At 64.2% G+C, this 26,861-nt stretch carries 20 protein-coding genes; 3 read left to right on the top strand and 17 right to left on the bottom strand.

The window, feature by feature from the left end:
• Positions 1-130: 130 nt before the first annotated feature.
• A complete protein-coding gene (mprF, locus tag AC1VWL_RS08055; RefSeq protein WP_482986352.1) occupies positions 131-2,683 on the bottom strand; it encodes a bifunctional lysylphosphatidylglycerol flippase/synthetase MprF in 2,553 nt (850 codons plus the stop codon).
• A gap of 163 nt (positions 2,684-2,846) precedes the next feature.
• Between mprF and AC1VWL_RS08050 the strand changes: the two genes are divergently transcribed.
• From AC1VWL_RS08050 to AC1VWL_RS08040, 3 genes are all read left to right on the top strand, one after another.
• On the top strand, positions 2,847-3,536 hold the full coding sequence (locus AC1VWL_RS08050; RefSeq protein ID WP_482986351.1) for a DUF998 domain-containing protein: 690 nt from the start codon (positions 2,847-2,849) through the stop codon (positions 3,534-3,536).
• Complete coding sequence (locus tag AC1VWL_RS08045) at positions 3,536-3,883, top strand: RidA family protein (RefSeq protein ID WP_303749463.1); 348 nt, start codon at positions 3,536-3,538, stop codon at positions 3,881-3,883. Before AC1VWL_RS08050 ends, AC1VWL_RS08045 begins: the two co-directional genes overlap by 1 nt.
• Positions 3,884-3,983: 100 nt before the next feature.
• The gene (locus tag AC1VWL_RS08040; protein WP_482986350.1) at positions 3,984-4,508 is read left to right on the top strand and encodes a hypothetical protein; all 525 of its coding nucleotides are present in this window, start codon (positions 3,984-3,986) and stop codon (positions 4,506-4,508) included.
• A 157-nt stretch (positions 4,509-4,665) separates the two neighbouring features.
• On the opposite strand, the gene rnfB is transcribed toward AC1VWL_RS08040, so the two are convergent.
• The 16 genes from rnfB to AC1VWL_RS07960 all read right to left on the bottom strand — a co-directional run bounded on the left by rnfB (position 4,666) and on the right by AC1VWL_RS07960 (position 26,859).
• Positions 4,666-5,154, bottom strand: a complete 489-nt coding sequence (gene rnfB / locus AC1VWL_RS08035) for an Rnf electron transport complex subunit RnfB (protein ID WP_482986349.1) — start codon at positions 5,152-5,154, stop codon at positions 4,666-4,668.
• 55 nt (positions 5,155-5,209) lie between these two features.
• Positions 5,210-5,800: an HAD family hydrolase gene (locus tag AC1VWL_RS08030; protein ID WP_482986348.1), complete on the bottom strand. Its 591-nt coding sequence runs from the start codon at positions 5,798-5,800 to the stop codon at positions 5,210-5,212.
• Positions 5,801-5,969: 169 nt separating this feature from the next.
• Entirely contained in the window at positions 5,970-8,048 is a 2,079-nt protein-coding gene (metG, locus tag AC1VWL_RS08025; RefSeq protein ID WP_481533253.1) for a methionine--tRNA ligase, read from the bottom strand.
• Positions 8,049-8,268: 220 nt separating this feature from the next.
• The gene (locus AC1VWL_RS08020) at positions 8,269-8,715 is read right to left on the bottom strand and encodes a DUF2147 domain-containing protein (protein ID WP_296245969.1); all 447 of its coding nucleotides are present in this window, start codon (positions 8,713-8,715) and stop codon (positions 8,269-8,271) included.
• 420 nt (positions 8,716-9,135) lie between these two features.
• Positions 9,136-12,717, bottom strand: a complete 3,582-nt coding sequence (locus AC1VWL_RS08015) for an ABC transporter permease/M1 family aminopeptidase (RefSeq protein WP_482986347.1) — start codon at positions 12,715-12,717, stop codon at positions 9,136-9,138.
• Positions 12,718-12,728: 11 nt separating this feature from the next.
• Positions 12,729-13,622 (bottom strand): ABC transporter ATP-binding protein, encoded by an 894-nt coding sequence (locus tag AC1VWL_RS08010; RefSeq protein ID WP_482986346.1) that lies wholly within the window; start codon positions 13,620-13,622, stop codon positions 12,729-12,731.
• A gap of 609 nt (positions 13,623-14,231) precedes the next feature.
• Entirely contained in the window at positions 14,232-14,627 is a 396-nt protein-coding gene (gene gloA2 / locus AC1VWL_RS08005) for an SMU1112c/YaeR family gloxylase I-like metalloprotein (RefSeq protein ID WP_482986345.1), read from the bottom strand.
• On the bottom strand, positions 14,624-15,694 hold the full coding sequence (locus AC1VWL_RS08000; RefSeq protein ID WP_482986344.1) for a serine hydrolase domain-containing protein: 1,071 nt from the start codon (positions 15,692-15,694) through the stop codon (positions 14,624-14,626). Before AC1VWL_RS08000 ends, gloA2 begins: the two co-directional genes overlap by 4 nt.
• Before the next feature lie 20 nt (positions 15,695-15,714).
• A complete protein-coding gene (locus tag AC1VWL_RS07995) occupies positions 15,715-17,610 on the bottom strand; it encodes a DUF885 domain-containing protein (protein WP_482986343.1) in 1,896 nt (631 codons plus the stop codon).
• Between the two features lie 146 nt (positions 17,611-17,756).
• Positions 17,757-18,434, bottom strand: a complete 678-nt coding sequence (locus AC1VWL_RS07990) for a DUF502 domain-containing protein (protein WP_303749474.1) — start codon at positions 18,432-18,434, stop codon at positions 17,757-17,759.
• Positions 18,435-18,525: 91 nt separating this feature from the next.
• A complete protein-coding gene (locus AC1VWL_RS07985; RefSeq protein WP_482986342.1) occupies positions 18,526-18,987 on the bottom strand; it encodes a DUF4442 domain-containing protein in 462 nt (153 codons plus the stop codon).
• Positions 18,988-19,045: 58 nt separating this feature from the next.
• The gene (locus AC1VWL_RS07980) at positions 19,046-20,689 is read right to left on the bottom strand and encodes a CHASE2 domain-containing protein (RefSeq protein WP_482986341.1); all 1,644 of its coding nucleotides are present in this window, start codon (positions 20,687-20,689) and stop codon (positions 19,046-19,048) included.
• Positions 20,686-22,332 (bottom strand): FecR family protein, encoded by a 1,647-nt coding sequence (locus tag AC1VWL_RS07975; RefSeq protein WP_482986340.1) that lies wholly within the window; start codon positions 22,330-22,332, stop codon positions 20,686-20,688. Before AC1VWL_RS07975 ends, AC1VWL_RS07980 begins: the two co-directional genes overlap by 4 nt.
• Before the next feature lie 168 nt (positions 22,333-22,500).
• The gene (gene trxA, locus AC1VWL_RS07970; protein WP_482986339.1) at positions 22,501-23,364 is read right to left on the bottom strand and encodes a thioredoxin; all 864 of its coding nucleotides are present in this window, start codon (positions 23,362-23,364) and stop codon (positions 22,501-22,503) included.
• 477 nt (positions 23,365-23,841) lie between these two features.
• Positions 23,842-24,576 (bottom strand): DUF2968 domain-containing protein, encoded by a 735-nt coding sequence (locus AC1VWL_RS07965; RefSeq protein ID WP_482986338.1) that lies wholly within the window; start codon positions 24,574-24,576, stop codon positions 23,842-23,844.
• Positions 24,577-24,711: 135 nt separating this feature from the next.
• Positions 24,712-26,859: a TadG family pilus assembly protein gene (locus tag AC1VWL_RS07960; RefSeq protein ID WP_482986337.1), complete on the bottom strand. Its 2,148-nt coding sequence runs from the start codon at positions 26,857-26,859 to the stop codon at positions 24,712-24,714.
• Positions 26,860-26,861 lie beyond the last annotated feature (2 nt).

Raw genomic sequence — 26,861 nt, 5'->3', positions numbered from 1 at the left:
CTCTGGTTGTGTGTGCCCGCTGGGCGGGTGGTTGGTGGGGGGTTTTGGGGGGGGCGTTTACCGCGCCTATAGTGGTTATCGCAACGTTGGCCCCCTGCGGGGTTTACGCCGCTCCCACAAACCAACGGTCTTACCTTCTACTCGGATCCAGTGATATCAACCGGGTCACATCCAGCAACGCTGCTGGCAGATGCACACCACCAGGCGCGGCCAGATAACGCGGGCGCCACTCCGGTGCGAACTTGGACTTGAAGCGGCGCAGTCCGCTGAAGCCATAGAAGCGCTCGCCATGACGCGCGACCAGGTTGGCGAATCGGTTCCAGCGGCCGGCCAGCCGATGCTGGGCCAGGCCGGTCAGCGGCGCCATGCCCAGCGAGAAGCGGGTATAGCCATTGGCGGCGCCCCACAGGAACAACTCGATGAACAGGAAGTCCATCGTGCCCTTGGGTGCATCCGGGCGATGCCGCATCAGGTCAACCGACAGCTCATGCCCGGCCGGTGCCTGCCAGATATTGGCGAAGGCGACGATGCGCCCTTCCGCTTCGACAAGCGCCAGCGGGAAACGGCTCATATAGCCCGGCTCGAAGCTGCCCAGCGAAAAGCCTTTCTCTTCGCCGGCTTTTTCATCCAGCCATGCATCCGAGATCTCCGCCAACTCGCCCAGCAATGCGGGCATGTCGCTGGCGGGAGCAAGCCGGAAGCTGAGCCCGCCGCGCTTGCCCTTGTTCCACGCCTGGCGCAGGTCCGCGCGCTCGCTGCCGGCCAGGCTGAAATCCTGCAACGGCACCATCGCTTCTTCGCCCAGCTTGACCAGGGTCAGGCCAAGATCGAGATAGTGCTGCCAGTACTTGTCGCTGGTCTGGTAGAACACCGGCCGCAGGCCAAGCCGGTCGGCTTCTTCACGGAAACGCCAGATCAAGGCCGCCGCCACCTGCGGCGGCCCCACCGGATCACCCATCGCCACCAGCGAGCCGCCGTAACGCTGCAGCATCACGAAGCCATCGCCGGCCTCGCTGTGCAGGATCGCCTTGTCGCCGGTCATTGCCACGCAGGCCTGGGTGTCCTGCGCAAGGGCCAATACCGGGCGCAGTTGCTCCAGTGTTGCTGCATCCGGCAAGGGCAGCGGGCTGCGGGTGCTGTGCAGCAGGCGCGCCAGCCCGAACACGATCAGCGCGATGCAGACCAGCAGCAAGGCGCGTAGCGCACGTGGCGCATTGCCGGAGGTGGCGAACTGCCACCACAGTTCGTTCTGGTACTCGACGTGGCTGTAGACGAAGAACAGCAGCCACACCGTCGCCACCAGTACCAGTGCGACATTGCGCAGCCATGGCCACGACCATGCTTCGTCCAGCAGCGCGCCTTCGCGGTAGAACTCGCGTCGTGCCGCCCACAGCGCCACCGCCACCAGCGGCAAGATCAGGGCCACCGTCAGATGGCCGCCACGCAACCAGGCCGGCAGCGGCAGGGCAATGCACAGCGCGAGTGCCAGCATCCACGCGGCGTGGCTGCGCCGTTGCAGGCCTTGCCCGATCAGCAGCAGCAACACACCGCCCAGGCTGCCAAGCAGGTGCGAGGTCTCCACGATCGGCAGCGAAGCTGGCAACACCCGCTGATGGGGCACCGGCAGGGTACCGTCGATCAGCAGCAGTGCGCCGGCCGCAAACACGGCCAGTGCGATAAGTTGCGGCAGCCATGGCCGGAGTACCGACCACGCCGTGCCGGCACCGCTGCGCAGCGGGCGACGCAGGCTGGCCAGGGCGGCGAGCAACGCGGACAGGAACAATGGCAGCAGGTAATAGGTGATGCGATAGGCCACGGCGGCGGCGAGGACTGCGGCCGGCGCAACCTGCGGCAGCAGCTTGAGCAGGCTCCACTCGAACACGCCCAAGCCGGCGGGCACGGTGGACACCAGCCCGGCCACCACCGCGACCAGATACAGGCCGACGAAACCGATGAAGCCGACTTCGGCCTGCGCCGGCAGCAGCACGTAGAACGCTGCCGAGGCCAGGCCCAGCTCGACCACGCTCAGCGCGGTGACTTCCAGCACCGTGCGCCGGTCGGGAATCCACATCCGGTGCGTGCCCCAGCCGACGCTGCGGCCGTGGCGGCCGACCAACAGCAGCATCGCGGCGAAACCGACCAGCAAGCCGATGCCCAGCGCATGCACCGCTGTGGCCGATATCGGCAATGCCAGCGCGGCGGCACCGGGTTCCAGCAGCAAGGCCAGGCCAAGCAGCAGCCAGGCACCGAACACAAAGCCCAAGGTGCTCATCAGCACCACCTGGCCGATCTCGGCAAGGCTGAGTCCGGCACGGCCGTAGCTGCGCACGCGGATGGCGCCACCCGTCAGTGCGGCAAAGCCCAGGGTCTGCCCGGCGGCGTGGGCCAGGAAGGCGGTGATGCCGACACGTGCGGCGGGCAAGGGGTGTTTGGCGCGCCTCAGGCCGATCGCATCGAAGCCGACCAGGCAGGCATAGCTGGCCATGCCCAACAACGTTGCCAAGCCCAGTTGCGACCACGAGAGACCGCGTATCGCGGCACGGATCTGGTGGTAACCGTGGTCGCTGAACTCACCGGCCAAGGCATGCAGCGCCATTGCCATGATGGCGAGGGTGACGAGGATGGCGGCAACACGCCGCCAACCCGGCATGGAAGGTTCCGAAGACGTGGACGACGCGGTCATGCAGACGGGAGGGAGCTATGCGCTGGCGCGGCGCGGACGCATAAGACTAGCCCCCTTGCGTGATGATGGCTGCATGCACGCAGCGCAGCGTTTTCACCGCCTTCAGTCAGCGGGCTGGCCGCAGGCGCACTAGACTTGGCAGCTCGAACGGCGGGGAGAGGGCATGGACATTGGATCGCACAGCGGAACTCGGCAATCGCCAGCGCTGGCCTTGGCCGTGGTGTTGGCCTTGTTGGTGTTCCTGGTTGTTGCCATTGCTCTGCAGTTTGCGCGTGATGACCTGGACTGGGTACGGGCGACCCTCAGTCTGTATCTGCACGGCCCCTATGGGCTTGTACTGCGCAGCGTCTATTGCCTGCTGGCGCTGGCCATCGCCGCGCTTGGCCTGATGCTGTACAGGCAAGCGCATGGCAGCGCACGGCGCGGCTTGCCGCCCAGTCTGTTCGCCGTGGCCGGGCTTGGTTTGGCTACGGTGGCGATAGGCGACAGCTGGCTGCCGCAGTTCGCACCATTGCTGGCGCCGCTGATTCATGGTCTGGCGGCCCAGACCGCGTTCCTGTGCGTGACCGTGGCGATGCTGCTGCAGGCCTGGTGCTTCGGCCGTGACGCGCATTGGCGTCGACTGTATTGGCTGACCTGGGGTTGGGCATGGCTGGCCTTCGCCGGGCTGTGGCTGCACGTGCTGTGGCGTGGCAGCCCGCGCGGACTGGGGCAGAAGCTGGTGATTGCGGTCGTGGTGGGCTGGCTGCTGTTGGTGGCGCTTGCATCGTGGCGTCGTTCACGCAAAGAAACGCCTGAAACTTCCACTTGCCCTCACAATGGCGGCTACATCCCCAACACGGAGTCACCCTGATGATCCAGCGCTTCGATACCGGCCCGCGCATGTCGGAAATGACCATCCACAATGGCGTGGCCTATCTGGCCGGGCAAGTGCCGGAAGACACCAGCGCCGATATCGTTGGCCAGACCGAGCAGGTGCTGCAGGCCATCGACGATCTGCTGCGCCTGGCCCCGACCGACAAGACCAAGATCCTGCGCGCCGAGATCTTCCTGGCTGACCTGGCTGACTTCGCCGGCATGAACCAAGCCTGGGACAAGTGGGTGCCGCAGGGTGCAACGCCGTCGCGTGCCACCGTGCAGGCCAAGCTGGCCAATCCGGAATGGAAGATCGAGATCGTGATCACTGCGGCTGTGCCGTAAGCGGACTGCATCTACCGCTGGTCTGCCCTGGGTGTGATCGCATCCAGGTAGATCCAGCCTTGAGGCTGGTGATGTCTTTGCAGGGAGGCAAGGGAAAGGAATGAAAAGCCGTCTGTTGTTCGCGCTGTGTTGTGTTCTGGCAGGCATGGCCGCCAGTGTGTCGGTGGCAGCACAGGCACCGAGGTCGAAGCTGATCTACGCGCAAGCGCCGGTGCAGCGCATCGAGCCGCTGCAGTACCCGCAGTTCAAGCTGATCGAGGCAGAGCTGCGCAACACGGTACGGCGCCATGGTGACCGCAGCGTCCCCAACCGCTTCTGCGCGGTTGGCTACCTGCTCGACCGCGGCACGTTGGAAACGGTGCTGATCTGGGACAACGCACAATGGTTGATCCGCTGGTGGGGCGGTGATGCGCTGGCTACCTCGGAGGAGCGCTACGCGGTATCGGCCTCGTTCTCACCGGTTACCGACCTTCGCACCGACCTGGTCGAGGACAACCGGTATCCGCTGGGCACGCGCGCGATAGTGCGAGCCGATGCGGAGGCTTTGATTGCGGATTGCCGGGCGCATGGGCACCAGTACACCGTGCCGCCACTGCCGCCGAAAGACGAGGATGACGAGTATTGAGACCGCAGGATTCCGCTGTGTTGTAGGAGCGGTGTAAGCCGCGAAGCCGGTACTGTTCGGATTGCAGCGTTCAACATGATCTGAAACAGCTGCGCTCTTTCGGTTTGATGCCGATGATCGGAATCTCCGGCAGCTGGTTTGCTACGAGCTTCGCGGCTTACGCCGCTCCTACAGCTGCAAGGGTTGTCACTGCCTGCAGCTCGATGCAATCCACCGGGCAGGGCGGGATGCACAGCTCGCAGCCGGTGCACAGGTCGGCCAGCACGGTATGCATGTATTTGGCGCCGCCGACGATGGCATCGACGGGGCAGGCCTGGATGCACTTGGTGCAGCCGATGCAGTCGGCTTCGACGATCACCGCGACCTGCGCCAGTTTGTGCTCGCCACGGCTGCGGTCGTAGGGAAGGGCCGGAACACCCAGCAGATGAGCCAGTGCGCGCGCGCCAGCGTCGCCACCCGGCGGGCAGTGATCAATTCCGGCATTGCCAGAGGCCATGGCTTCGGCATAAGGGCGGCAGCCGTCATAACCGCACTGCCCACACTGGGTCTGCGGCAGCAGCCGATCGAGGCGTTCGACCAGCGCAACCTTTCCTTCTCCCTGCGGGAGTGGGTGGCGTGCAGCGTCTGATGAGGGTTGGGTATTCATTGGAGAGTCCTGCTGTTTGCTCTCACCCCAACCCCTCTCCCGGCGGGAGTGGGGCTCAGGTCAGGCATTTGCCGCGATACCAGCGCTCGTGCGCCAGCGCCAGCATAGGTTTGTCTTCGCTGCTGTCGCCGTAGGCATGGATGCGCTGGTAGGTGCCCAGGTCGAAGCGCTGGCGGATCAAGGTCACCTTGCGCGCGCCGCAGTCGCCCTCGGCGTAGCGGCCGGTGAAGCGGTTGTCCTGCACTTCGAGCCGGTTGCAGATCATCTGCAGGCCCAGTTGTTCGCACCAGTGCTGCAGGTACAGGTCGAGCGAGCCGGACACGACCGCCACGGTATGGCCCTGCGCCTTGTGCCACTGGATCTGCTCCAGCATCTCTGGACGCACCATGCCGGGCAGGTGCTCGCGCGCATAGTCGCGTGCCATCTGGCTGACTTCACCGGCATGGCGGCCGGTGAAGACCTGGGCGGTGACACGACGACGCACGCGCTCGGCCGAGATCAGCTTCAGCCGATACGCCAATACCCACGGCCCAACCCGCCACCACCCCTGCGCGCGCTGCTCCGGCGTGGCCACACGACGCAGGAACCGGCTGTAGGTGTCACAGACGGTGATGGTGTGGTCGAAGTCGAAGAGGGCGAGTTGCATGAGTGCCGGGAATGGGTAGTTGGGAGTTGGGAATCGCCAGCGCCGTGATTCCCTTCATCGCTACGGCTTTCGTTCTTCTGCAAACATGGTCGGCCCGGGGAGCTCCGGAAGTGATGAAGCCATGCGCCTGCTTCTACGACTCCCGACTCTCCCTATTCGACTCCCGGCGTCAGCGAACCGGCATGCCCGGCAATGCTCCGCCGTCGGCATCCAGCAGCGCCAGTGCGCCGCCGTCGAAACCGGCCGACAGGATCATGCCTTCGCTCAGGCCGAAGCGCATCTTGCGCGGGGCCAGGTTGGCGATGAACACCACGTTGCGGCCGACGAGGGTTTCCGGCTCGGCGTAGCTGCCGCGGATGCCGGAGAAGATCTGACGCTGGCCGAGGTCGCCGGCATCCAGCAGGAAGCGCAGCAGCTTGTCCGAGCCTTCGACGAAGCCGCACTCCAGCACCTTGCCGATGCGCAGGTCGAGCTTGGCGAAATCATCGATGCCGATGTACGCGGAAGCTTCACCTTCGGCCTTCGCTTCGGTCTTCACTTCGACCTTGGCGGGCTTTTCTGCCTTGGCCGGCTTGGCCTCGGCGGCGGGCTGGGCGGTGAGGGTGTCCTTGGAAGCGTCGGTCATTGCGTCAATCATCTTTGGGTCGATACGGGTGAACAGCGCCACGTAGGCGGCGATGCTGTGTGCGGTCAGCGGGGTGGTGATGTCGTCCCAGCCATGGACCGGGGCGTTGAGGAAGCTCTCGGCCTGCAGTGCCGTGGCCGGCAGCACCGGCTTGAGCGCGGTGACCAGCACGCGGAACAGATTCAGGCCCTGGGTGCAGACCGCCTGCAGTTCGGCGTCAGCGCCCTCTTGTTTGGCGATGACCCAGGGCTTGGTGTCGTCGATGTACTTGTTGGCTTCATCGGCCAGCGCCATGGTCAGGCGGATGGCAGCGGCCGCGTCGTTGCGCTCGTAGGCCTCACGAATCGGCGCCAGCGCAGCGATGAAGCGGTCGTACTGGGCCTGGTCCGGCAGCGCGTCGGCCAGCTTGCCGTCGAAGCGCTTGGCGATGAAGCCGGCGCAGCGGCTGGCCAGGTTGACGAACTTGCCGACCAGATCGGCGTTCACGCGGGCGGTGAAGTCGCTCAGGTTCAGATCCAGATCGTCGACGCCACCGGAGGACTTGGCTGCGAAGTAATAGCGCAGTGCTTCCGGTGCCAGGCCGGCATCCAGGTAGGTGCGGGCCATGATGAAGGTGCCGCGCGACTTGCTCATTTTGGCGCCGTCCACGGTCAGGTAACCGTTGACGTGCAGCTTGGTCGGGGTGCGCAGGCCGCTGCCCTTCAGCACCGCCGGCCAGAACAGGCCGTGGAAGTTGACGATGTCCTTGCCGAGGAAGTGGTGCAGTTCGGTGTTGCTGTCGGCGGCGAGCACGGCGTCGAAGTCGTCGCCGGTCCTGGCACACAGGTTCTTGAAGCTGGACAGGTAGCCGATCGGCGCGTCCAGCCACACGTAGAAGTACTTGCCCGGTGCGCCGGGGATCTCGAAGCCGAAGTAGGGCGCGTCACGCGAGATGTCCCACGCGCGCAGGCCGCCCTCGGCATCCAGCCACTCGGCCAGCTTGGCCTTGACGCCCGGCAGGGCCACGTCGCCGGCCAGCCATTCGCGCAGGAACTCCTGGAAACGGCCGACTTCGAAGAAGTAATGCTCCGAATCACGCATTTCCGGGGTAGCGCCGGACACCACCGACTTCGGCTCGATCAGGTCGGTCGGGCCGTAGGTGGCGCCACAGACTTCGCAGTTGTCGCCGTACTGGTCGGGCGACTTGCAGTTCGGGCAGGTGCCCTTGATGTAGCGGTCGGGCAGGAACATGCCCTTGGCCGGGTCGTAGAACTGCGCCACCGAGCGACGGCTGATATGGCCGGCAGCGTCGAGTTTGGCGTACAGCGCCTCGGTCAGCTCGCGATTGGTGGCCGAGTTGGTCGAGTCGTAGTGGTCAAAATCCACGCCAAAGGCGGCGAAATCGCGTTCATGGCCAGCCTGGATATTGGCGATGAAGGTTTCCGGGGTCACCCCGGCCTTCTCCGCGGCCAGCATGATCGGCGTGCCGTGGGTGTCATCGGCGCAGACGTACCAGACCTTCTCGCCCATCATTCGCCGCGCACGCACCCAGATGTCGGCTTGGATGTAACCCACCAGGTGGCCGAGGTGCAGCGGGCCGTTGGCGTAGGGCAGGGCATTGGTGACTAGGGCGTTGCGGGTCATGGCGATGATTTGCGGCAGGGGACCGGGGATTATCGCATGGCCGGAAAGAAGCAGCCCCGGGAGGCCGGGGCTGCTGATCTTTCCCTTCTCCCGTTTACGGGAGAAGGTGCCCGGAGGGCGGATGAGGGGGAGATTTTGATTTTGCGTGGCTAAAAGCTTTCCCTCACCCCAACCCCTCTCCCGGAGGGAGAGGGGCTTCCAAGCGGGGGCTTTGAGCGGCTTACTGGTCGCGCAGCCAGGTCTGGGTGCGGCAGATGAAGGCGATGCAGCCGGAGACATCCAGCTTGCGACCGTTGTCCACCAGGGCGACCTTGGAGCTGTAGGTCTTGCCCTTGGCCGGGTCCAGGATGGTGCCGTTGGCCCACTTGTTGGCGCCGTCCGGACGGACATTCCAGAGGATGGTCATGCCTTCGATCGGCTTGCCCTTGTTGGCGCCTTCACATTTGTTGCAGACCGGATGCGGGCCCTGCTCGGACTGCAGTACCTGCAGCACCTTGCCGCTGAGGGTGCCATTGGCGGCCTGGCTGATCTCGACGATGGACTTCACTCGGCCGGTTTCGTCATCGATGGTGCGCCAGCGGCCCGCTGCGCTGTCACTGGCGCTGGCGGAGAAACCGGCGGCCAGCAGCGGCAGGGCCAGCAACAGGGTTTTGAAAGTCGTACGCATGTGTCCCCTCCCAGGGTGGGTTTGGTCAGCTGCCGGCGGCGCTGTTACGGGCCGAATGTAACCGCATTCGGTCCCGTACGGAATCCGCAGTGCAGCAGATTTTCGATGTGTAGTGCCGAGCCATGCTCGGCAGGGGCTTTCCCGGTAATGCCTCAAAAGCCGCCCTCACCCCAACCCCCGCTCCGCGCCCCAGCCCTTGCGCCAGCGCAAGGTCGTTCAGAATGGGCACGAACCAGTGGTTCGTACACGCCCCTCCTTCACCCCGCAGGCGGGAGAGGGGCTTTGAGTAGGGGCGGGAGCTGTAGTGCCGAGCCATGCTCGGCAGGGGCTTTCCCGGTAATGCTTCAAAAGCTGCCCTCACCCCAACCCCTCTCCCGTGAACGGGAGAGGGGCTCAAGCCGGGCGTCGCTTGAATGTCGCTTACTGCACCGTCACCCGCTTGCGGTTGTCGGCCGATACACGGTCGATCAGCTTGTTGTACGGGTCGAAGCCGGCCTCATCGGGTTTCTGGTCCACGGTGACGGTGATGCTGGGTGCGGCGGCGGTGATGTGATGGCGCTGCAGATACAGCACCTTCTCATCGCGCTCCTTGCCGGAGGCGCCCTTGGCGAATACGCCGACCTCGATCCAGTCGTCCAGCGTGCCCGCGGTCTCCTTGCCCATGCCGTCTGCGTAACGCTTGTCCGCATGCAGCTGCAGGGTCACGTCGTAGCGGCCGTCCGCCCGTTTCCTGGCATTGGCCTCGACCACGCGGTTGTCGTAGAAGCTGATCTTTTCGAACAGGTCGGTGATCAGACCCTGCTGCTCGGGCTTGGCTTCGGCGCGGATGAACTCCAGCAGTTCGGCCGAGGTGGTATACGGCGGTTGCTGGAAGGCCTTGGCCTGGATGAAGCGGGACAGGGCACGATTCAATGCGTCCTCGCCCATTTCCTCGCGCAGGCGGTAGAACACCAGCGAAGCCTTTCGATAGTGGATGTACTGCTGGTTCTCGTTGCGATAGAGCGGCTGCTCCTCGACGTCTTCGCTACCGCGTTCGGCCAAGTAACGATCCAGTTCGTCCTTCAGGAACTGACGCATATGGCCGCGACCATATTCCTTCTCCATCACCATCAGGGCCGAGTATTGCGACAACGACTCGGTCAGCATCGTCGCCCCTTGGACGTTTGCACTGATTACCTGATGTGCCCACCACTGATGAGCGGCTTCATGCGCGGTGACATAGAACACATAGTCAACATCGTCCTTGTCACGCAGGTCAGCGATGAAACCGATCGACTCCGAGTAGGGAATCGTATTGGCAAACGCCTGAGCGAAGCTGCCGGCATAGCTGGGGAACTCAATTACGCGGAATTGTTTGTGCTGATATGGGCTGAAGTTTGCCTCGTAGTAGGTGAGTGACTTCTGCACCGCTTCGATCATCCGGTCCACGTTGTACGGATGCTTGGCGTCGTAATAGATCTCGATCGGAATGTTCTTGTACGAGGCCTTCTTCACCTGCCAGCGTGCCGACAGATAGGCGTAGAAGTTCAGCATCGGCCGGTCCATGGCGTAGCTGAAGCAGCGACGGCCATCGCGTTCGAATTCCTTCTGCAGGTAGCCCGGTGCCAAGGCGATCTGGTCCGGTGCGGTGCAGACGGTGCTGCGGAAATCCAGCCAGTCCGAGTCATTGGAGATGTAGGTATTGGCCCGCGCGGCCTCATCTTCCAGCTTGGGCATGCGCGTCGGTTCACCGAGGTCACGCTTGCGGCGTTCGTTGCGGTCGCTGATCTCCGCGCCGCTGTCATAACCAAAGGCCGGCAGTACACGGCTGTTGAAGAAGCTGCCGTTGTCGACGATCTGGGTCTGTGCCTGGTCGGAAGTGATGCCGTTGGGATGGATGTCGACAGTGAAGCGGATATCGCGTTCCTCGCCTGGTGCCATCGGTGCATCCAGGTGATAGATGCGGTAGCCCAGTTCCTCATCGTGTGTGGTCAGCTTGGCGCCGCCCATTTCGATGCTGGCCAGGGTCTTGTCATCGCCCATCGCGACGTGGATGTCGGGGATGGCGGTCGCATGGGTATTGCGCACGCGGTAGACGCCGTCGATGCGCACGGACTGGGTTTCCGGGTGCAGGTCGACGTTGTTGTCGATGGCGATGATGCGCGGCTGCGGCAGGTCCTTGTACTTGTGATAGTCGCGCTCGTAGCGGGCCTGGAGGTCGAGCTGCTGGTCCGGCGAGACAAACTCATTGCGGATGTTGGTGCTCCAGTACAGCCAACCGCCGCAGGCGATGAAGGCCAGCGAGGCAGCTGCCAGACCTGCACCCAGTGGGCCGCGCAGGCGCTGTTTTGCCAATCGCAGGCGCTGCCGCCAGCCGGAGTCCACGCCGCGCACCCACAAGGCCGCGCACAGCAACAGCAACACCAGCAGGAACAGCATCCAATAGCCCTGGAAGGCCAGCTGCCCGGTCAGGAAATGGCCGTAGCCGTTCATGTCCGAATACGGGGCGATCGGCCAGCTGCCGAAGTTGTACAGGTTCTGGGTGTAGTCGAGCATGCCCAGCACCGACTGCCCGATCAGCAACAGGATCAGCAGCGCATAGCCCATGAACTTGTTGTTGCTGAGCACCTGCAGCACCAAGGCCATGCCGCCCATCAGGATGTAGACCACCGAGTCCAGCGTCAGCGTCTTGAAGTACAGCAGCGGCTCGATCTGGGTGTAACCCTTGCTCAGCTGGATGGCGATGGCGGTGAGCCCGCCGACGGCCTGGAACGCCAATACCACTGCGATCAAGGTGAGGAACTTGCCCAACAGCGGCACCCAGTTCGGCACCGGCATGGCGTCGCTGATGCCTGCGATGCGCGCGCTGCGTTCACGCCACACCAGTTCGCCGGCGTAGAACAGCACGATGAAGATCAGTACGAAACTGAAGCTTCCCTGCAGCGCTTCCAGCATCTGCGACGTCACCGGCCAACTGGGTGTGCCGTACATGGTGCGGCGGTGCAGGGCATTGGGGACGAAGTTGGCCATCGCCAACGCTAGTAGTACCAGGAATGGCACGCCGCGGAAGGTGCTTTTCGCATCGAAGGCAACTTGTCGCAGCAGTTGCCGCCAGCCTGTGCGTGTTGTGAATGCAGGTGTCGTCTTTGGAACGTCGACACTGGTGCTCCTGCGTACGGAGCTGGTCGTGGTTACGGCCTTGTCGCCGCGCTTGCGGCCGGTGCCACTGCGCTCGGTGCGGAACAGTACAAAGGTTGCGGCATACAAGATGACGGTGATACCCAGCCACAATAGACGGTTTTCCAACAGATAACCGCTGAAAGCGGGTAGGCCCGTATTGCTCTCCTCTGCGGACCAGTAGCGCATCGCCAGCCCTAGAGGGCGCAGACCGAATGGATCAAGCAGCGCAACGATGTGGCGGTTGTCGACGTCTGCCAGAAGGCTGCCGCTGACGAAGTACAGGACAAAGAACGCTATGACGCCAATGTAGACCCAGAGAATGCTGCGGGTAACTACGGCTAGTAGTGACAATAGTGCGGTCGCGAACAGTAGGTTTGGCACCAGCATGATGCAGAACGACCAAAAATAAGGTCGCAATGACACGGGGCCGAGTCGGGCGGAATCGATCCATGGCATGAACTGTGCTACGAAAGTGCCGATGGCGATGACCACGTACATCATCAAGCTGGCAAGCAGTGCCGCGCCTATGCGGCCGAGAAGATAATGACGACGTTTGATGGGGCTTGAAAAGATCAACTCGTCTGTATTCAGATCGAAATCGCGAAGCAGGGCGTTGCTGACGAACAACGTTACAACCAACAAACCCAGTATCGAAAATACAGCCAGGAAAAACGCAATAACCGACGGTGCATTGCGGTGCACATTGCCGATGCCACCACCGATCTGGATGGCGTCGCTGGAGGCAGCGCCGAAGGCGAGGAGTGCGAACAGCACCGCAAGCAGCCACAACAAGGGAGAACGCAGCTGCTCGCGCAGCTCGAAGCGCAGGAAGGCGAGGGTCATGGTCGTCTCCGTCAGGCGGCCTGCGCCTGCAGGCGCAGGCGCTGGAAGTAGACGTCCTCGAGACCGGGCGCGACCGGTTCGAAGCCTGCTTCGGGGCAGTTGTCGGCGAATACGTGGATCACCGGGTGGCCACCAACCAGTCGCGTCGACAGCACGGTGAAACGGCTTTCGTACTCAGGCAGCGCGGTCTTGGCCACCTGCTTGCGCCAGACCTGCGCCTGCAGGGCATTGATGGCATCGGCCGGGCGCCCGGTCAGTAGCACCTGCCCCTTGTTCATGATGGCCATGGTCGGGCACAGGTCGGTGACGTCCTCGACGATGTGCGTGGACAGGATCACCGCCACGTTCTCGCCGATCTCGGCTAGCAGGTTGAGGAAGCGGTTGCGTTCCTCCGGGTCGAGGCCGGCGGTGGGCTCATCGACGATCACCAGCTGCGGATTGCCCAGCAGCGCCTGGGCGATGCCGAAACGCTGGCGCATGCCGCCGGAATAGGTACCGAGTTTGCGCTTGCGTGCATCCCACAGGTTGACCTGCTGCAGCAGTGCGTCGACCACTTCCTTGCGCTGCTTGCGCGCGGTCAGGCCCTTGAGCACGGCGAAATGATCGAGCAGGTCCAGCGCGCTGACCTTGGGATAGACGCCGAAATCCTGTGGCAGGTAGCCCAGCTTGCGACGCAGCGCGTCCTTGTCGCGCAGGATGTCGATGCTGGCGCCATCGGCGGTGGTCAAGGTGGCGCTGCCGGTGTCGGCTTCCTGCAGCGTGGCCAGGGTGCGCATCAAGGAGGACTTGCCGGCGCCATTGGGGCCGAGCAGGCCGAACATGCCGCGGGGAATGTCGAGATCGACGTTTTTCAGTGCGTGCACGCCATTGGCGTAGGTTTTCGACAAACCACGGATCTGCAGCATGGGGACCGAACCTCTCCTTGGATGATGGCTGTCACATTCAGCTACAGCCGGGATTACGGCAATGCGCCGGAAGTCACTAGGTCCAGGGACGTGGTAACGGTCGGAATGTGACCTGTTGTTGCCCCCTCTCTTTGGCCGAAGGCCAAGGGGAGGGTTGGGGAGAGGTTGGATTTATCGCTTTTGATCTTGTTTTGGCTTCGCGGCTTACGCCGCTCCCACAATCTGAGGCGCTGATGTGTTGCGGGGAAAGCCCCTGCAGAGCATGGCTCTACGCTCCCTCCCTTGCGCCGTAGGCGTAGGGGAGGGTTGGGGAGGGGTAGCTCCATCGCCGTTGATCTTGCTTTGGCTTCGTGGCTTACGCCGTTCCTGCAATCCGTTGCGCGGATGTGTTGTCGGGAAAGCTCCTGCCGAGCATGGCTCGGCACTACAGGTCCCGCTCCTGCTTAAAGCCCCTCTCCCGCTGGCGGGGTGAAGGAGGGGCGTGTACGAACCACTGGTTCGTGCCCATCCTGAACGACCTTGCGCTGGCGCAAGGGCTGGGGCGCGGAGCGGGGGTTGGGGTGAGGGCTGCTTTTCGCGGGGAACGCCTCTGCCGAGCATGGCTCGGCACTACAGGGTGGGGGTTTCGTAGAGCTCGAGCGGCAGGTCGTCAGGGTCGGCGAAGAAGGTGAAGCGGCTGCCGGTGAACTCGTCCACGCGTATCGGCTCGCAGGCCACGCCTTCGCGTTGCAGGTGGGCTACTACATCGTCCAGCGCTGCAACCCGGAAGGCGAGATGGCGCAGTCCGCGGGCTTCAGGCCGACTGGGGCGTGCGGGAGGATTCGGGAAGGAGAACAATTCCAGCTGGCTGCCATCGGGCAGGCGCAGGTCCAGCTTCCAGGAGTCACGCTCGCTGCGGTAGTTCTCGGCGATCACTTCCAAGCCGAGAATGCGCACGTAGAAGTCACGCGAACGCACATAGTCCGCTGAGATGACCGCAACATGATGGATGCCAAGCAGACTCATCGCGCGGCATCCAGCCAGCGCCGGGCGATGTCGATGGCCAGTGCATAGGGCTCGGGGCCGTTGCGGTTGCTCAATACGATCACCGTCAGCTTCTGCCTGGGATAACGCACGATCACATTGCGGAAGCCGATGCTCTCCCCGCTATGCCAAAGCGCATCGCCATTGATGCGCCAGCCGAAGCCATAGAACGGCACGTCGGGTTCGCTGGTCTTTGTCGCCGGGCTGAAGGCAAGTTGCAGCGAACTGGCCTTCAATAAGCGCTCGTCGTACAACGCCGCATCCCACTTGGCCAGGTCGTCGATCGAGGAATAGATGCCGCCATCGCCGAGCACGGCGCTGGTGGTGCTCTGGTCGGTACGCTGCCAGCGGCCATCGATCTGGCTGTAGCCATAGGCGCGATTGGGCACCTCATCGACGCCGTCCTGATGCGCGTAGGTGTTGCTCATGCCCAGCGGCAGGAAGATGCGCTGGCGCAGGAAGCTGGCGAAGTCGCTGCCGGAGGCCTTGCCCACCACCAGCGCCAGCAAGGCATAGCCGCTGTTGCTGTAGCGGTAGTCACTGCCGGGCGTGAAGTACGCCCGGTTCTCTTTCTGCAGCAGCTGCAGCACGTCGGCATCATGGACCTGGCGGGTATCAGCCGGGTCCATCAGCTCTTCGTAGTCGAGCAGGCCGCTGGTATGGCTGAGCAGCTGCCGTAAGGTCATCGTGTCGGCGACGGCGGGCAGGCTGGGCAGCCACTTCTTCAGCGGATCGTCGATGCCCAGCTTGCCGTCTTCGGCCAACAGCAGGATTGCCGCGGCGGTGAACTGCTTGCTGACCGAGGCCAGGCGGAAATTGCTGGCTGGAGTAACCGCAGTGCCGTCCTCCAGCACCGCAAGGCCATAGCTGCGGCGGAATGCGGGCTGGCCATCTTTCAAAACCAGCACAGAAGCGCCAGGCACCTGGCCGTCGTAGTGCTGCATCAAGCCGTCGATGCCCGGATCAGGCGGGGCCAAGGGGGTAGCAGTGGCCAGGCTGGAGCACGCGAACAGGCAGAGCAGGGCGAGTCGAGGTTTCCAGCGTGGCATGGCGGCTCCTGGGTAGGTGATCAGGCTTTCTTGCTGGCGATCCAACGGTCGATCTTGGCTTCAAGGATCTCCAGCGGCATGGAACCGTCCTTGAGGATTTCATGATGGAACTCGCGCGGGTCGAAGCGATCACCGAGTTCGGCCTTGGCCTTGTCACGCAGCAGGCGGATCTTGATCTCGCCTACGCGGTAGGCCAGGGTCTGGCCGGGCAAGGCCATGAAGCGCTCGACCTCGGAGGCGGCATCGGCGACCGGGATGTCGGCGTTCTTGACCATGTACTCGGTGGCCTGCTGGCGGGTCCAGCCGGCGGCATTCAGACCGGTGTCGGCGACCAGGCGCACGGTGCGCAGCAAGGTGGTCTGCAGATAGCCGAGCTGGTCGTAGGGGTCGCTGTACAGGCCCAGTTCCTGGCCCAGCGATTCGGCGTACAGGCCCCAGCCTTCGACATAGGCAACATCGCCACCGAGGCGGCGGAAGCGTGGCAAGGCGGCCAGTTCCTGTTGTGCGCCCAACTGGTAGTGATGGCCGGGTATGGCTTCATGCAGGTATTGCATGGTCACTGCCCAGCGTTTGCGTGAGGGCAGGTCGCTGGTGTTGACGTAGAGCACGCCGGGTTGTTGGCCATCGGCGCTGCCCGGCTGGTAGCTGGCGGCGCTGGAGGTGGCGGCGCGCTCGGCGTCGACCGCCTTGATTTCCAGGCTGGCCTTGGGCTGTTCGTTGAACAGGGTGGGTACCGCTGCGTTTACCCGGCGGCCAGTCTCTGCATAGTAGGCAAGCAGGGCGTTGGCATCGCGGAATACGAACTGGCGGTCATTGCGCATCGCGGTAAAGGCTTTCTGCTGCGAGCCGCGGATCCTGGCCTGTTTCATCACCGCATCGATGCGGGCCTGCAGGTCCTTGACCTCCTGCTCGCCAAGCGCGTGGATCTCGGCAGGTGTGCGTGCCGGCGAGGTGCTGCTGGCAACATTGTGTGCATACCAGGCGCGGCCATTGGGCAGGGCGGCCATGCCATCGGTGCTGCGTGCAGCGGCCATGTAGTCGGTGGCGATGAAGCCGCGCAACGAACGATAGGCCGGCATGATCCGGTTCTCGATCATGCGCTTGTACTCGGCAGTGAGCCTGGCCTTGTCTTCGGCGGAGAAGTCCTCGGGCATGTTGCGGATCGGGCCCCAGAAGAGGCTCTCCTCCGCCGTGGGTTTGATCACCGCGTCCAGCTGCGGCAGCACTTTCTCCATCAGTGCGCGCGGCTGCACCACGCCGGCGGCCTTGCCTTCGCGCATGTTGGCGATGGCCTGGTCGAACAGTGCGGGGATGCCGAGCGAACGCTTGGACCAGTTCTCGTAGTCCTTGACCGTGCGGAACGGCTGCGCGCCGGCACCCGAGCCCAGCACCGCGATGATGCTGGACAGGTTGTAGTACTGGTTGATCGGCAGCATCCAGGTCGGGTACTGCTCGCCGGCCAGCGAGACCTGCGCGTCACGCACGAAGATTTCGTAACTCAGCAGGTCCTGGCCCTGCAGGCCGGTGGCGCCGACGGCCTGGACCTTGCCCAGCCATTCGACCATGAAGTCATGCGATTGCTGGCGCGAGGCCGCGGACAGGAAGTTGGGTAGCTGGTCGTTGTAGCGCTGGTCGCCCTGGAAGGTGGCCTGCAACGGGTTCAGCCGCATCGAGGCATCCCAGTACTCGTCATAGATGCGGTTGAGCTTGGCGGCGTTGTCCTGCTTGATCGGCAGCGGCACTGCGGCCGGTCGGCGCGGGGCCGGGCGCGGCGTGGTGCGGGGCTTGGCGGCGCGGCTCTGCGGCGCTGACTGGCGCTGGGTTTTCTTCTTCGCCGCGTCGGCAGGGGCCGCAACGGACAGCGTCATGATCGAGGCAATGGCAAGCGCAAGCAGGCGCAACGGGCTGTAAGGCATCAGGTGTTCCGCAAATACATCGACCCGGGAGCTTGCCCGATATAAGCGGTGACGACCAGTCGTGGCGCGGATGAACACGCGCCAGTGATACAGCTCAGGTTATGTCCCATGCCCTGTGGTTATTACCGCAAGGCATGGGATCGGGCTTACCGGTCGGCGGAGCGGGTGAATGGCACGCTGTCCGGGGCGACCGCACCGCCGGAAATGATGAAGCTCATGGCCTGGTCCACGGTCCAGTCGGTGGGGGTGAGCATCTCCACCGGGACGATCTCCAGGTAGCCGGAGGTCGGGTTGGGGGTGGTGGGCACATACACGGCGGCCAGTTCGCGGCCGGTGCCCTGCTCCTTGAGCACCCGGGTGACCAGACCGATGGACTTCATGTCCCGGTGCGGGAAGTCGATCAGCACCACACGCTGGGTGCTGCCGGGCTTGGTCTGCAGGATGTCCAGCAGCTTCTTGGCGCTGTCATAGATGATGCTGGCCAGGGGGATGCGCCGGATCACCGCGCCGAACCAACGCAGCAGCTGTTGGCCGATCACACGGCGGCTGAGGATGCCGACCAGCAGGATCACCAGCAAGGTGGCCAGCAGGGCGGTGATGTCCTGCATCCATTCGACCTTGATCCAGCCCAGATAGTCCGGGAACGAGGCGGCAATGCGCTCGGACAACGGCACGATCAACGGGCTGCTGATGCCCGAGAGCAGGACGAACACGAATTTGACGACCACCCAGGTCAACCAGATCGGCAGCAGGGTCAGCAGGCCGGTGAGGAAAAGACGTTGCAGGGAGGGGCGGGGGGCGGGGGAGACGGCTTCAGGCGACATCCGCGAATTGTAGCGTTCGGGTGTCTTCCGTATGTGCGCCGCTGAACGCTGGAACGGCTGCGTTCAGAGAAATCTGTGTTGCTGCCCTGCCTCAATCCGGCTTGCGGGCGTCCGGCTTGAGCCGCACGTAGACCTGCTTGCGCACGCGCGCTACTACCTCGCCGCTGGCATCGAGCACGTCATTCTCAAACCAATGCAGGTACTTGTCGCCATTCGCGGTCGCCGACCTCACTTCGTCGAGGGTGGCGTCATCGAGCCGGAACTCGGTCCACACCACGCCACGGCCGGGCTTGAGGAACTCGATGGTGCCGGCCTTGTCCCAGACGAAGTAGCGGCTGCCCATGTTCTGCAGCAGGCACAACATCCAGAACGGGTCGGTCATCGCGAACAGGCTGCCGCCGAAATGGGTGCGCACGTAGTTCACGTTCCACGGCCGTTGCCGCAGCTCGACCCGTACGTACCGGTAGTCGGCGCTGATGGCGGTGACGTGGATGCCGGCGAACAGGAACGGAGGCCACAGGTTGATGCCGCGGCGGAACAGGCTGGCTTTCATTGCGGATGCGGACTGACAGGGGAACCGGAGTCTAGCATTCGCATGCGTATGGAAGGATTCAGTGTGGCCAGGGCGGGGCGATGTGGTAGCCGTCGCGGCCAGCCTGCTTGGCCTGGTACAAGGCAGCGTCGGCGGCTTCGAACAGGCGTGCCGGGCCATCGTCGGGACCGGGCAGCACGCTGCAAACACCGATGGTGACGGTGGTCCTGGTCTTGCTGTGCTGGGCCTTGTCGATCGGGACGCTGAGCTGGCGTACACGGTTGATCAAGCTCTGCACCAGCTGCTCGGCACCGGCTGGCGGCGTGTCGGGCAGGATCAGGGCGAATTCGTCTCCACCGAAGCGCGCGGCAAGGTCGCGCGGACGCCGCGCCATGTCCTCGATGGTGCGGCCCAGGTAACGCAGCAGGCGATCACCGACGTAATGCCCGTGGCTGTCGTTGCAGCTCTTGAAGTGATCCACATCGATCAGCAGCAGGGTCAAGGGACGGCCGCTACGGCGCGCGGCATCGGTCTCCCGCCGCAGCGTCTCCTCAAAGCGCATGCGGTTGGCCAGGCCGGTGAGCGGGTCACGGTTGGCTTGGCGGCGCCAGTAGCGCATCTGCCATAGCGTCCAGAACAACAGCATGCCGATGAAGCCCGCGGTCGCCGCAACGGGTGCGAACCACAGGTTGGCGCCATGGAGCAGAGTCAGGCTCAGCAGTATCGGAGCAGGGATGGCCAGTGCGCCCAGCAGCCAACGTTGGCGGATGGCGGAAGTGATGCCCAGCGCACCCAGTGCCACCAGCGCCATGGTGATTGCAGTCTGCAGCAACGGTGGCAGCGGGCGAATGGCGTTGCCGGCCAGCAGCATGGAGGCGACATTGGCTTGATATTCGCTGCCGCTCATCCAGTTGTCGCGTGACGTCGGGGTGAGCAGGCGTGGGGCGATGCCGCTGGCAGTCATGCCGACGATGACCAGTCGGCCCTTCAGCAGATCGGCAGGTATCCGGCCGTCCAGTACGTCGACATAGGACATCTGCGGAAAGCTGCCAGGCGGCCCGGCATAGCGCAGGCGCACGTAGTGATCGCGATGCCATTGATAGGGAGAAAGGGTCTGCGGCGAAGGATCGGCCATGCCCGGTAGCGGCTCGTTGATCCCGGCAAGTGCGGCACCCAATGCAGGCCAATGTGGTGAACCGATGCCTGCCTTGAGGTAGGCGCCGCGTGCAACGCCGTCCCCATCCACTTCGATATCGGTGTGTGCGAGCGTTGCTGCCGCTTTGGCAATGGCGGGTACGGGCAGCAGTTCCTCGGGTACCGCTTCGTCACTGGTCGGTGCGGCCAGTACCGGCAGCACGACCCGCCCGTTGCGGTGGATCGCGGCCGCCAAGGCCTTGTCCTGGCTGGCATCCCTGCGATCTGCGTCGGGGAGCATCAGGTCCAGCGCAACACGCTCCACGCCCGCTTGGTGCAGGCGATCCAACAGCTGCGCATGGGTGCTGCGTGGCCACGGCCACTGCCCAAGTTGCTGCAGGCTGCGGTCATCGATGGCAATGATCGCCAGGCGGGGGTCGGGCGGGTACTCCCAGTCGCCCACCAACAGATCGTAGCTGGCCACGTCCTGTTGCCAGAACACCCGGGCATGGCTGAGCCAGCCGACCACAAGCGCGCAGCCGAGTACAAACAGCAGCCTTACCTGCCAACGCGGCCGTAGTGGCCTCATAAGGCGAGCAGCAACAAGGCGCCGGCGCCGGCGCCATAGCAGAGCCGGCAGCGCAGCTGGATCTGCTGCGGCGTGGAGAAGGTGCTGGCATAGCCATCGTCTTCGATGCTCTGCACACGCACGTGCAGGGTGCCGCCACGCCAGGGGTGCTTGAATGCGATCTCGGGGATGTCCACGTGTTCATCCAGCAGCAGTCGGGAGAAGTCTGCCTTGCGCGAGATCTGCACGCGATAGTGCTGGGCGGCGCTGTCGGCCGGCCAGCGCAGGGTCAGCAGGCCCTTTTGGCCCCTGGTCGAGTCCAGAGGTGTCGCAACGGGCACATCACTGAGTTGCAGCGGCAATGCCTGGCCGTAGCGGCCGGGCATGTTGCCAGCATCGATTGAGGCCAGTCGCCAGAAATAGTTCCCCGCCGGCAGGGGGCTATGGATGCGCACTTGCTGGTTGTGGGCCTGTTGTTCGACCAAGGGGTGCAGGAAGTCTGGATTGTCGGCGATCTGAAGCACGCTGCCAGTGGCGCCGGCAACCTTGGCCCACTGGAAGCGAGGCTGCAGCTGATGCACGGTCTGTCCATGCAGTGGCGCGAGTGTCAACGGCGCGGGCAGGCCTTCGGGCACCGAAAAATCATGTTCGGCATCCAGGCCCTCGACGCCGTCGGTGTCGATGGCGCGGACCAGCAGGCGCAGCTGGCCTGGCGGCAAGCTGTCGATGCGGATCTGCGGTTCTGCCAGCTCGCGGGCGAACAGTACGACGTCTGGTGTCGCCGCCAGTACGACTTCAACCCGGTAGCCCTTGGCCGCATCCAGTGGTTGCCAGGCAGCCAGCAACGGCAGTGGCTGCAGCCGCAATTGTGATTCAAGCAGCTGTGGGGCCGGCAGCAAGGGCCGCGGCTGTCCTGGCGCGGTGCCCGCTGCACGGATCAGGGTTGCGTGGCCGCCACCAATCACCCGCTGGCCGGCGCGATTGCCTACCTGCACTCGACCCTCGACGACCTCGGTGGCTGCAGGACTGTCCTCGTCGCCGGCGTTCACCCGGAACAAGGTGCCGCGCACGCTGCTGGTCGCGGTCGGAGCGGTGATGATGTAGCGCGATGCCGGCCCGCGCGCTGGCGTCACTTGGTTGCTGCTGCGTCCGCGTTGCAGGCGCATGCGGGTATCCACCATGCCGGTGGCGCCATAGCTGCTGAGCTGGTCCAGCTGCAGCAGCGAATTCTCGCGAAGTTGCAGGCGTGAATCATCGGCAAAGCTGAGGGTGACGCTGGCATCGTCACCGGTCTGCAGCTGGCTGCCGATCGGCAGCAGCATGTTGGCCTGCAAGGCGCGCGTGCCGTTGACCGGATCGCTGACCTGGACCTGGCCGCGCAATGCAACCACCCGGGCCGGTGCCGGCTGTACGCGCAACCAGGCGATAGGGAAGCGCAGGGTCTGGCCGGGCGCGAGCCGGTACGGATCTGCAATCCTGTTATGTGCCTGCAGCTGCTGCCACTGCACATCGGCCTTGAGGTAGCGTGCGCCCAGGTCCCACAGGGTATCGCCGGGGCGCGCGCGGTAGTTCCAGTCCTGGGCGCTGGCCAATGTTGCCCAGCACAGCAGCAATGCAGCGACCAGCAGCTGCACCAGGGATGGGCGAACGTCGATGTTACTCACGGCCACTTAGGCTCCAAAAACGCGTGTCCGTTACGCTGACATCGTGCTGCTTGCAACTTCATCATCATGCGATCCAAGGCGCCGTGGTGAGGGCCACGGCCGGATCATCCACGATGGGCTGTCAATTTTCGTGCAATTGACACGCAAATTGAACTGTCTGGCGCCAAGTTAAAACAGTAGCGAAGACATCTTGCGGCGGTAGCGCCCCACCAGGTCTTCGTCTTCGATCACCCGGAAGGCGTCGATCAACGCTTTCTTGGGCAGGCTGTCGCGGAAGCTGCGGTCGATGCGCAGCATCTCGATGAACTGCTCCAGCGCAGCTTCATCCTCGCCTGCCAACAGCTGCTGGATGCCCAGCAGGTAACGCGCTTCCAGGTCATTCGCGTCGGCCTGCAGGCGCGCTGCCAGGAGATCGGCGGCCGGTGCGTGCTGCAAGGCGGCGGCAAAGTCCAGGCGCGCGCGTGCGCGGATGGCGCGGTCGTCGGTGGCGAGGTTGGCCGGCAGGCCGTCCAGCAACTGCCCGGCCTCGGCGGTTGCTCCGGTCTTGAGCAGTGCCAGGGCCAGGTCGAGTTTCAGCTCGGCTTTGTCCGGCTCGGCGGCGATGGCCTCGCGCAATGCGGCGACTTCGGCCTGCGGGTCCAGTGGCAAGGCCTGGATCTCAGCATCGACGGCCGCCGCCGCTTCAGCGGGCACTACACCGTGCTGGGTCAGGAATTCACGCAGCTGGCCCTCCGGCATCGCGCCGGGGAAACCATCGACAATCTGCCCATCCTTGATCAGGAAAACGGTGGGTACCGAGCGGATCTGGAAGGCGGCGGCAACCTGTTGCTCCTTGTCGACGTCGACCTTGGCCAGCTCGAACGCACCGTTGTACTCGCCGGCGAGCTTCTCCAGGATCGGCCCCAGGCTCTTGCATGGCCCGCACCAGGTGGCCCAGAAATCGACCAGCACCGGGGTCTGCATCGATTTCTGCAGGACTTCGGCCTCGAAGGTTTCGGTGGTTGCCTCGAATACGTGGGGAAGATCGCTCATGGCTGGCTACGTTGCTGTCAGGAACTTCCTTTATGGCGACGGCGGGGCGGGTTCTCAACCTCTGTGGGAACTGGTGGGGAAATGACGGGTGTGGCGGTTGCAGGGTGCTGGATAGGGGCTTCACGGATAAAGCCGGTAGTGCCGAGGCATGCGCGGCAAGGGTTTGCCCGGTAACGCCCTTGCCGAGCATGGCTCGGCACTACGCTCGGCTCTCTCCCTTTGGCGTAGCGAAGGGGAGGACTGGGGAGGGGCAGGCGCTTCGCGTGCTGATGCCATGCTGGGCGAGCCCTGCCGAGCATGGCTCGGCACTACGCTCGGCTCCCTCCCTTTGGCGTAGCGAAGGGGAGGGCTGGGGAGGGGTAGGCGCTTCGCGTGCTGATGCCATGCTGGGCGAGCCCTGCCGAGCATGGCTCGGCACTACAAAAACGCCGCCTTTCCTGGGGAAGGCGGCGTCTTCTTCTCCTCGGAGCCTGGGCCTCAGGGGTGGCTGGCCGGTTCCTGGCTGGCGGGGGGCACCGGGGTGGCCGCGGTAGCCGGGGCCACGCTGGGAGTGGCTGGCAGGGTCAACTCGGGATTGACCTGCTGCGCCTGCAAGGCCTTGATCTGCTGGTTCAGGGCTTCCAGCTGGGTGTTGGTGGCGCGCAGGTCCGAGCTCAGCGCCACCGCCTGCTGCTTGCGCTCCTGCAGGGCGTTGCTGACCTGCAGCGACTGCTGGCGTTGCTGTTCCACTTCCTGCTGCAGGCCGCGCAGGCGGCGCTCATTCATGGCCACCAGTTTCTCGCTGTAAGCCTTGCCGGCCTGCAACCGGATCGTGTCCAGATAGACCTGGGCCAGCTGCTTGGTCTGGTCGGCGAAGGTGAGATAAAGCGTCTCGGCGTTCTCGACGGAGTCGGTGCGGATGACCCGCCAGAATTCCTTCTCGTGGAACAGCGCCACGTAGTAGTTCAGCGAATCGGCATGGAACAGCAGGCTGGCACCGTAGTTACCGTTGTAGGTGGTGCGCAGCTCGGTAAGTTCCTGGTTGCCCATCAAGCGTTTCAGCTCGGCCACGGTATTGCCCACCGCGCTGTCTTCGCTGTTGGCGGGGGCGGCCGGTACCTCGGCTTCACCGCGCTGCCAACGGCCAGCCATCGCAACCGGTGCCGTGAGCACGCCAATGACCAGGAGTAGTGCACAGCCAAACCGGCTCGGAAGCATTTCGATCCTTCTCATAAGTCCCCGTAATTCCCCCCGAATTGCGATGGCCGTCGCATTTCATGAATGCGCCTTGTTCGTACCCGAGCATAGCACGCGATCTGGCGCTGGAAAGCATTGCGGCGTGGGCTTCTGCACTGTTCGGGAAGGCGCTCATTCGACCAGCTGGCTGCGGCCGCATTGGATCGACTGCATGTGCACGTCGGTACGGCCCAACTGCAGGCCCAGGACGTCCGACAGCAGCTTTGACAGCAGGTTGCCGACGCCATCGAGCAGCGGCCGCAAGGTGTTGTCGATGACGGGTTTGAGCAACAGGCAGAGCACGCTGCTGCAGCTTCCGCTGCCGGTCACCGGGTTGTAGCCGCCGCTGCCGCTGAGGCCACCGGGCTTGGTCTGCAGGTACTTGGCCAGCGAATTGCTGACGCAGTCATTGAAGGCCAGGCCGGCGATCAGGCCCTGGCAGGATGTCAGCCCGAGTACGTCGAGCAGGCCGCCGAGCACGCTGGGCTTGCTGATCGTGGTCTCGTAGAGAAAGCCCTGCCAGACGTCGCCCTGCACTTTCTTTGGCGTGCAGCCCAGCAGCCAGCTGTCGCAGGTTGGGATCTCGGTGGTCCAACTGCCAAGTGCCGGGAGATTGGCATCGCTGTTGCCATTGGTCAGGGCCTGCACCACGACGGCGGGCTGGTACAGGCCGTTTTTCTTGGTGGCTTCCAGATACTGCACGGCCAGATCCTTGGCCGCATCGCTGCTGTTGCCCTGTGGAGCGAACAGTGACTGCACGGTGCCGAGCAAGGCATCGACGAGGTCCGATACCAGCTTGCCCACCTTCAGGTCATTGGGTTTGACGGTGCCGGTCTGGCCAGCGCTCAAGGTCAGCTGATCGCTCTGTGACAGTGCTTCCAGCGAAATCTTCTTGTTGAGCACATCGCGGCCGAGCAGGCTGACCAGGGTCTCGTTGCCAAGCCCGGTGCGGCACAGCTCACGGGTGGAGTCCCATGGTGTGGTGGCCTTGCCGATGCAGACGTTGGCGATGGCGCTGGTGACGTCGACCTTGGCCGTCGCCGGTTGGGTTGAACAATCGATGGCGGTGAGTTGGCCGAAGCCGTCGATCACGTCGATGTAGGTGGGCAGTTTGATGCGCGTGCCCAACCAGTTCAGTACCGTGCCAAGTGCGGGAATCCGTTGCGAGTCGATATCCAGGAACAGCCGCACCTGGCTGTTGTAGGCGGTGGTTCCAACCGGGCCGATGCCGATCGAGGCAGGCTCGACAATGCTGGCCTTGGCTTTGAGCAGGCCGAGGACGTCCAGCTGCGGAATCTCGACGGCGTGCTTGGAGTTGGCGATGGAGATGCTGGTGCCAAGCAGGTCGAGCGCATTGAGGTCCACATCCAGCGCGCCGTTGGCCGCTTCGCTGCCGCCGGCGATCTTGGCGAACAGGCCCGCGCTGCTGGCGGTGGAGCCCAACTGCACCAGCGCGTTGCTGATACCGGCGCCAAGCAGCTTCTGCTGCAGCAGGCGCAGGTCGACGCCGGCCAGTCCCTGCTGGTTTGCCAAGCTGGCCATCACTTCCAGCAGCCTGCCGACGGAGACCTGGTTGGCGGCAAGCAGGCTGTTCAATTCACCGACGTTGATGTCGGTGGCTACCGGGATGCCCAATGCCTGCAGCAGCCCCCTGGGGGTGATCTTGACGTTGGCCAGGCCCTGGTAGCTGGCGATCTGGGTCTGGGTCAGATCGACGCCGACCAATCGCAATATCCCCTGCAGCGGCGCATTGCTGTTGGTGTTGAGCAGCCGCGAACCGACGCTGAATGCCGCCTGCGGGGAGCTGCGCTTGGCAACGGCGGTGGCGCTGATGCGCGGCAGGGAGGTGAGCTGGCCCAGCAGCGGTACAGCTTGCCGTGAGGCGGTGACCTGTACCGCATTCAAGGGGCGGTTGTTGGCAACGCCGACAAAGCGGGCGCCCGGTGCCAGCTCTGCGCCCCAGTAGCCGCAGCTGATCGCCAGTTGACCGGCGAACTGATTGTCGGTCAGTGCGTTGTTGCGCGCGGCCAGGTTGTCCTTGTAGTCGGTGGTGCACAGCTCGAGGCGTTGCGCGCCCGCCAACGCAGCCAGGTCGGCGGTCTTCTGCACATCCCGCTTGCTCCAATACAGGTAACCGACCTCGACCAGACCGAGTATCACCACCAGGCCGAGCAGCAGCAACAACATTGGCAGGCCTGCACCGCCACGTTGACGCGTGGTGTTGGGCAGATCGCGTAGCGCGCGTGACGGTGGAAGTGAAGCCGGGCGCGGGCTGTCCATGG

This window comes from Stenotrophomonas sp. STEN063, assembly GCF_056854515.1.
This window is presented reverse-complemented; position numbering and strand designations above follow the sequence as displayed.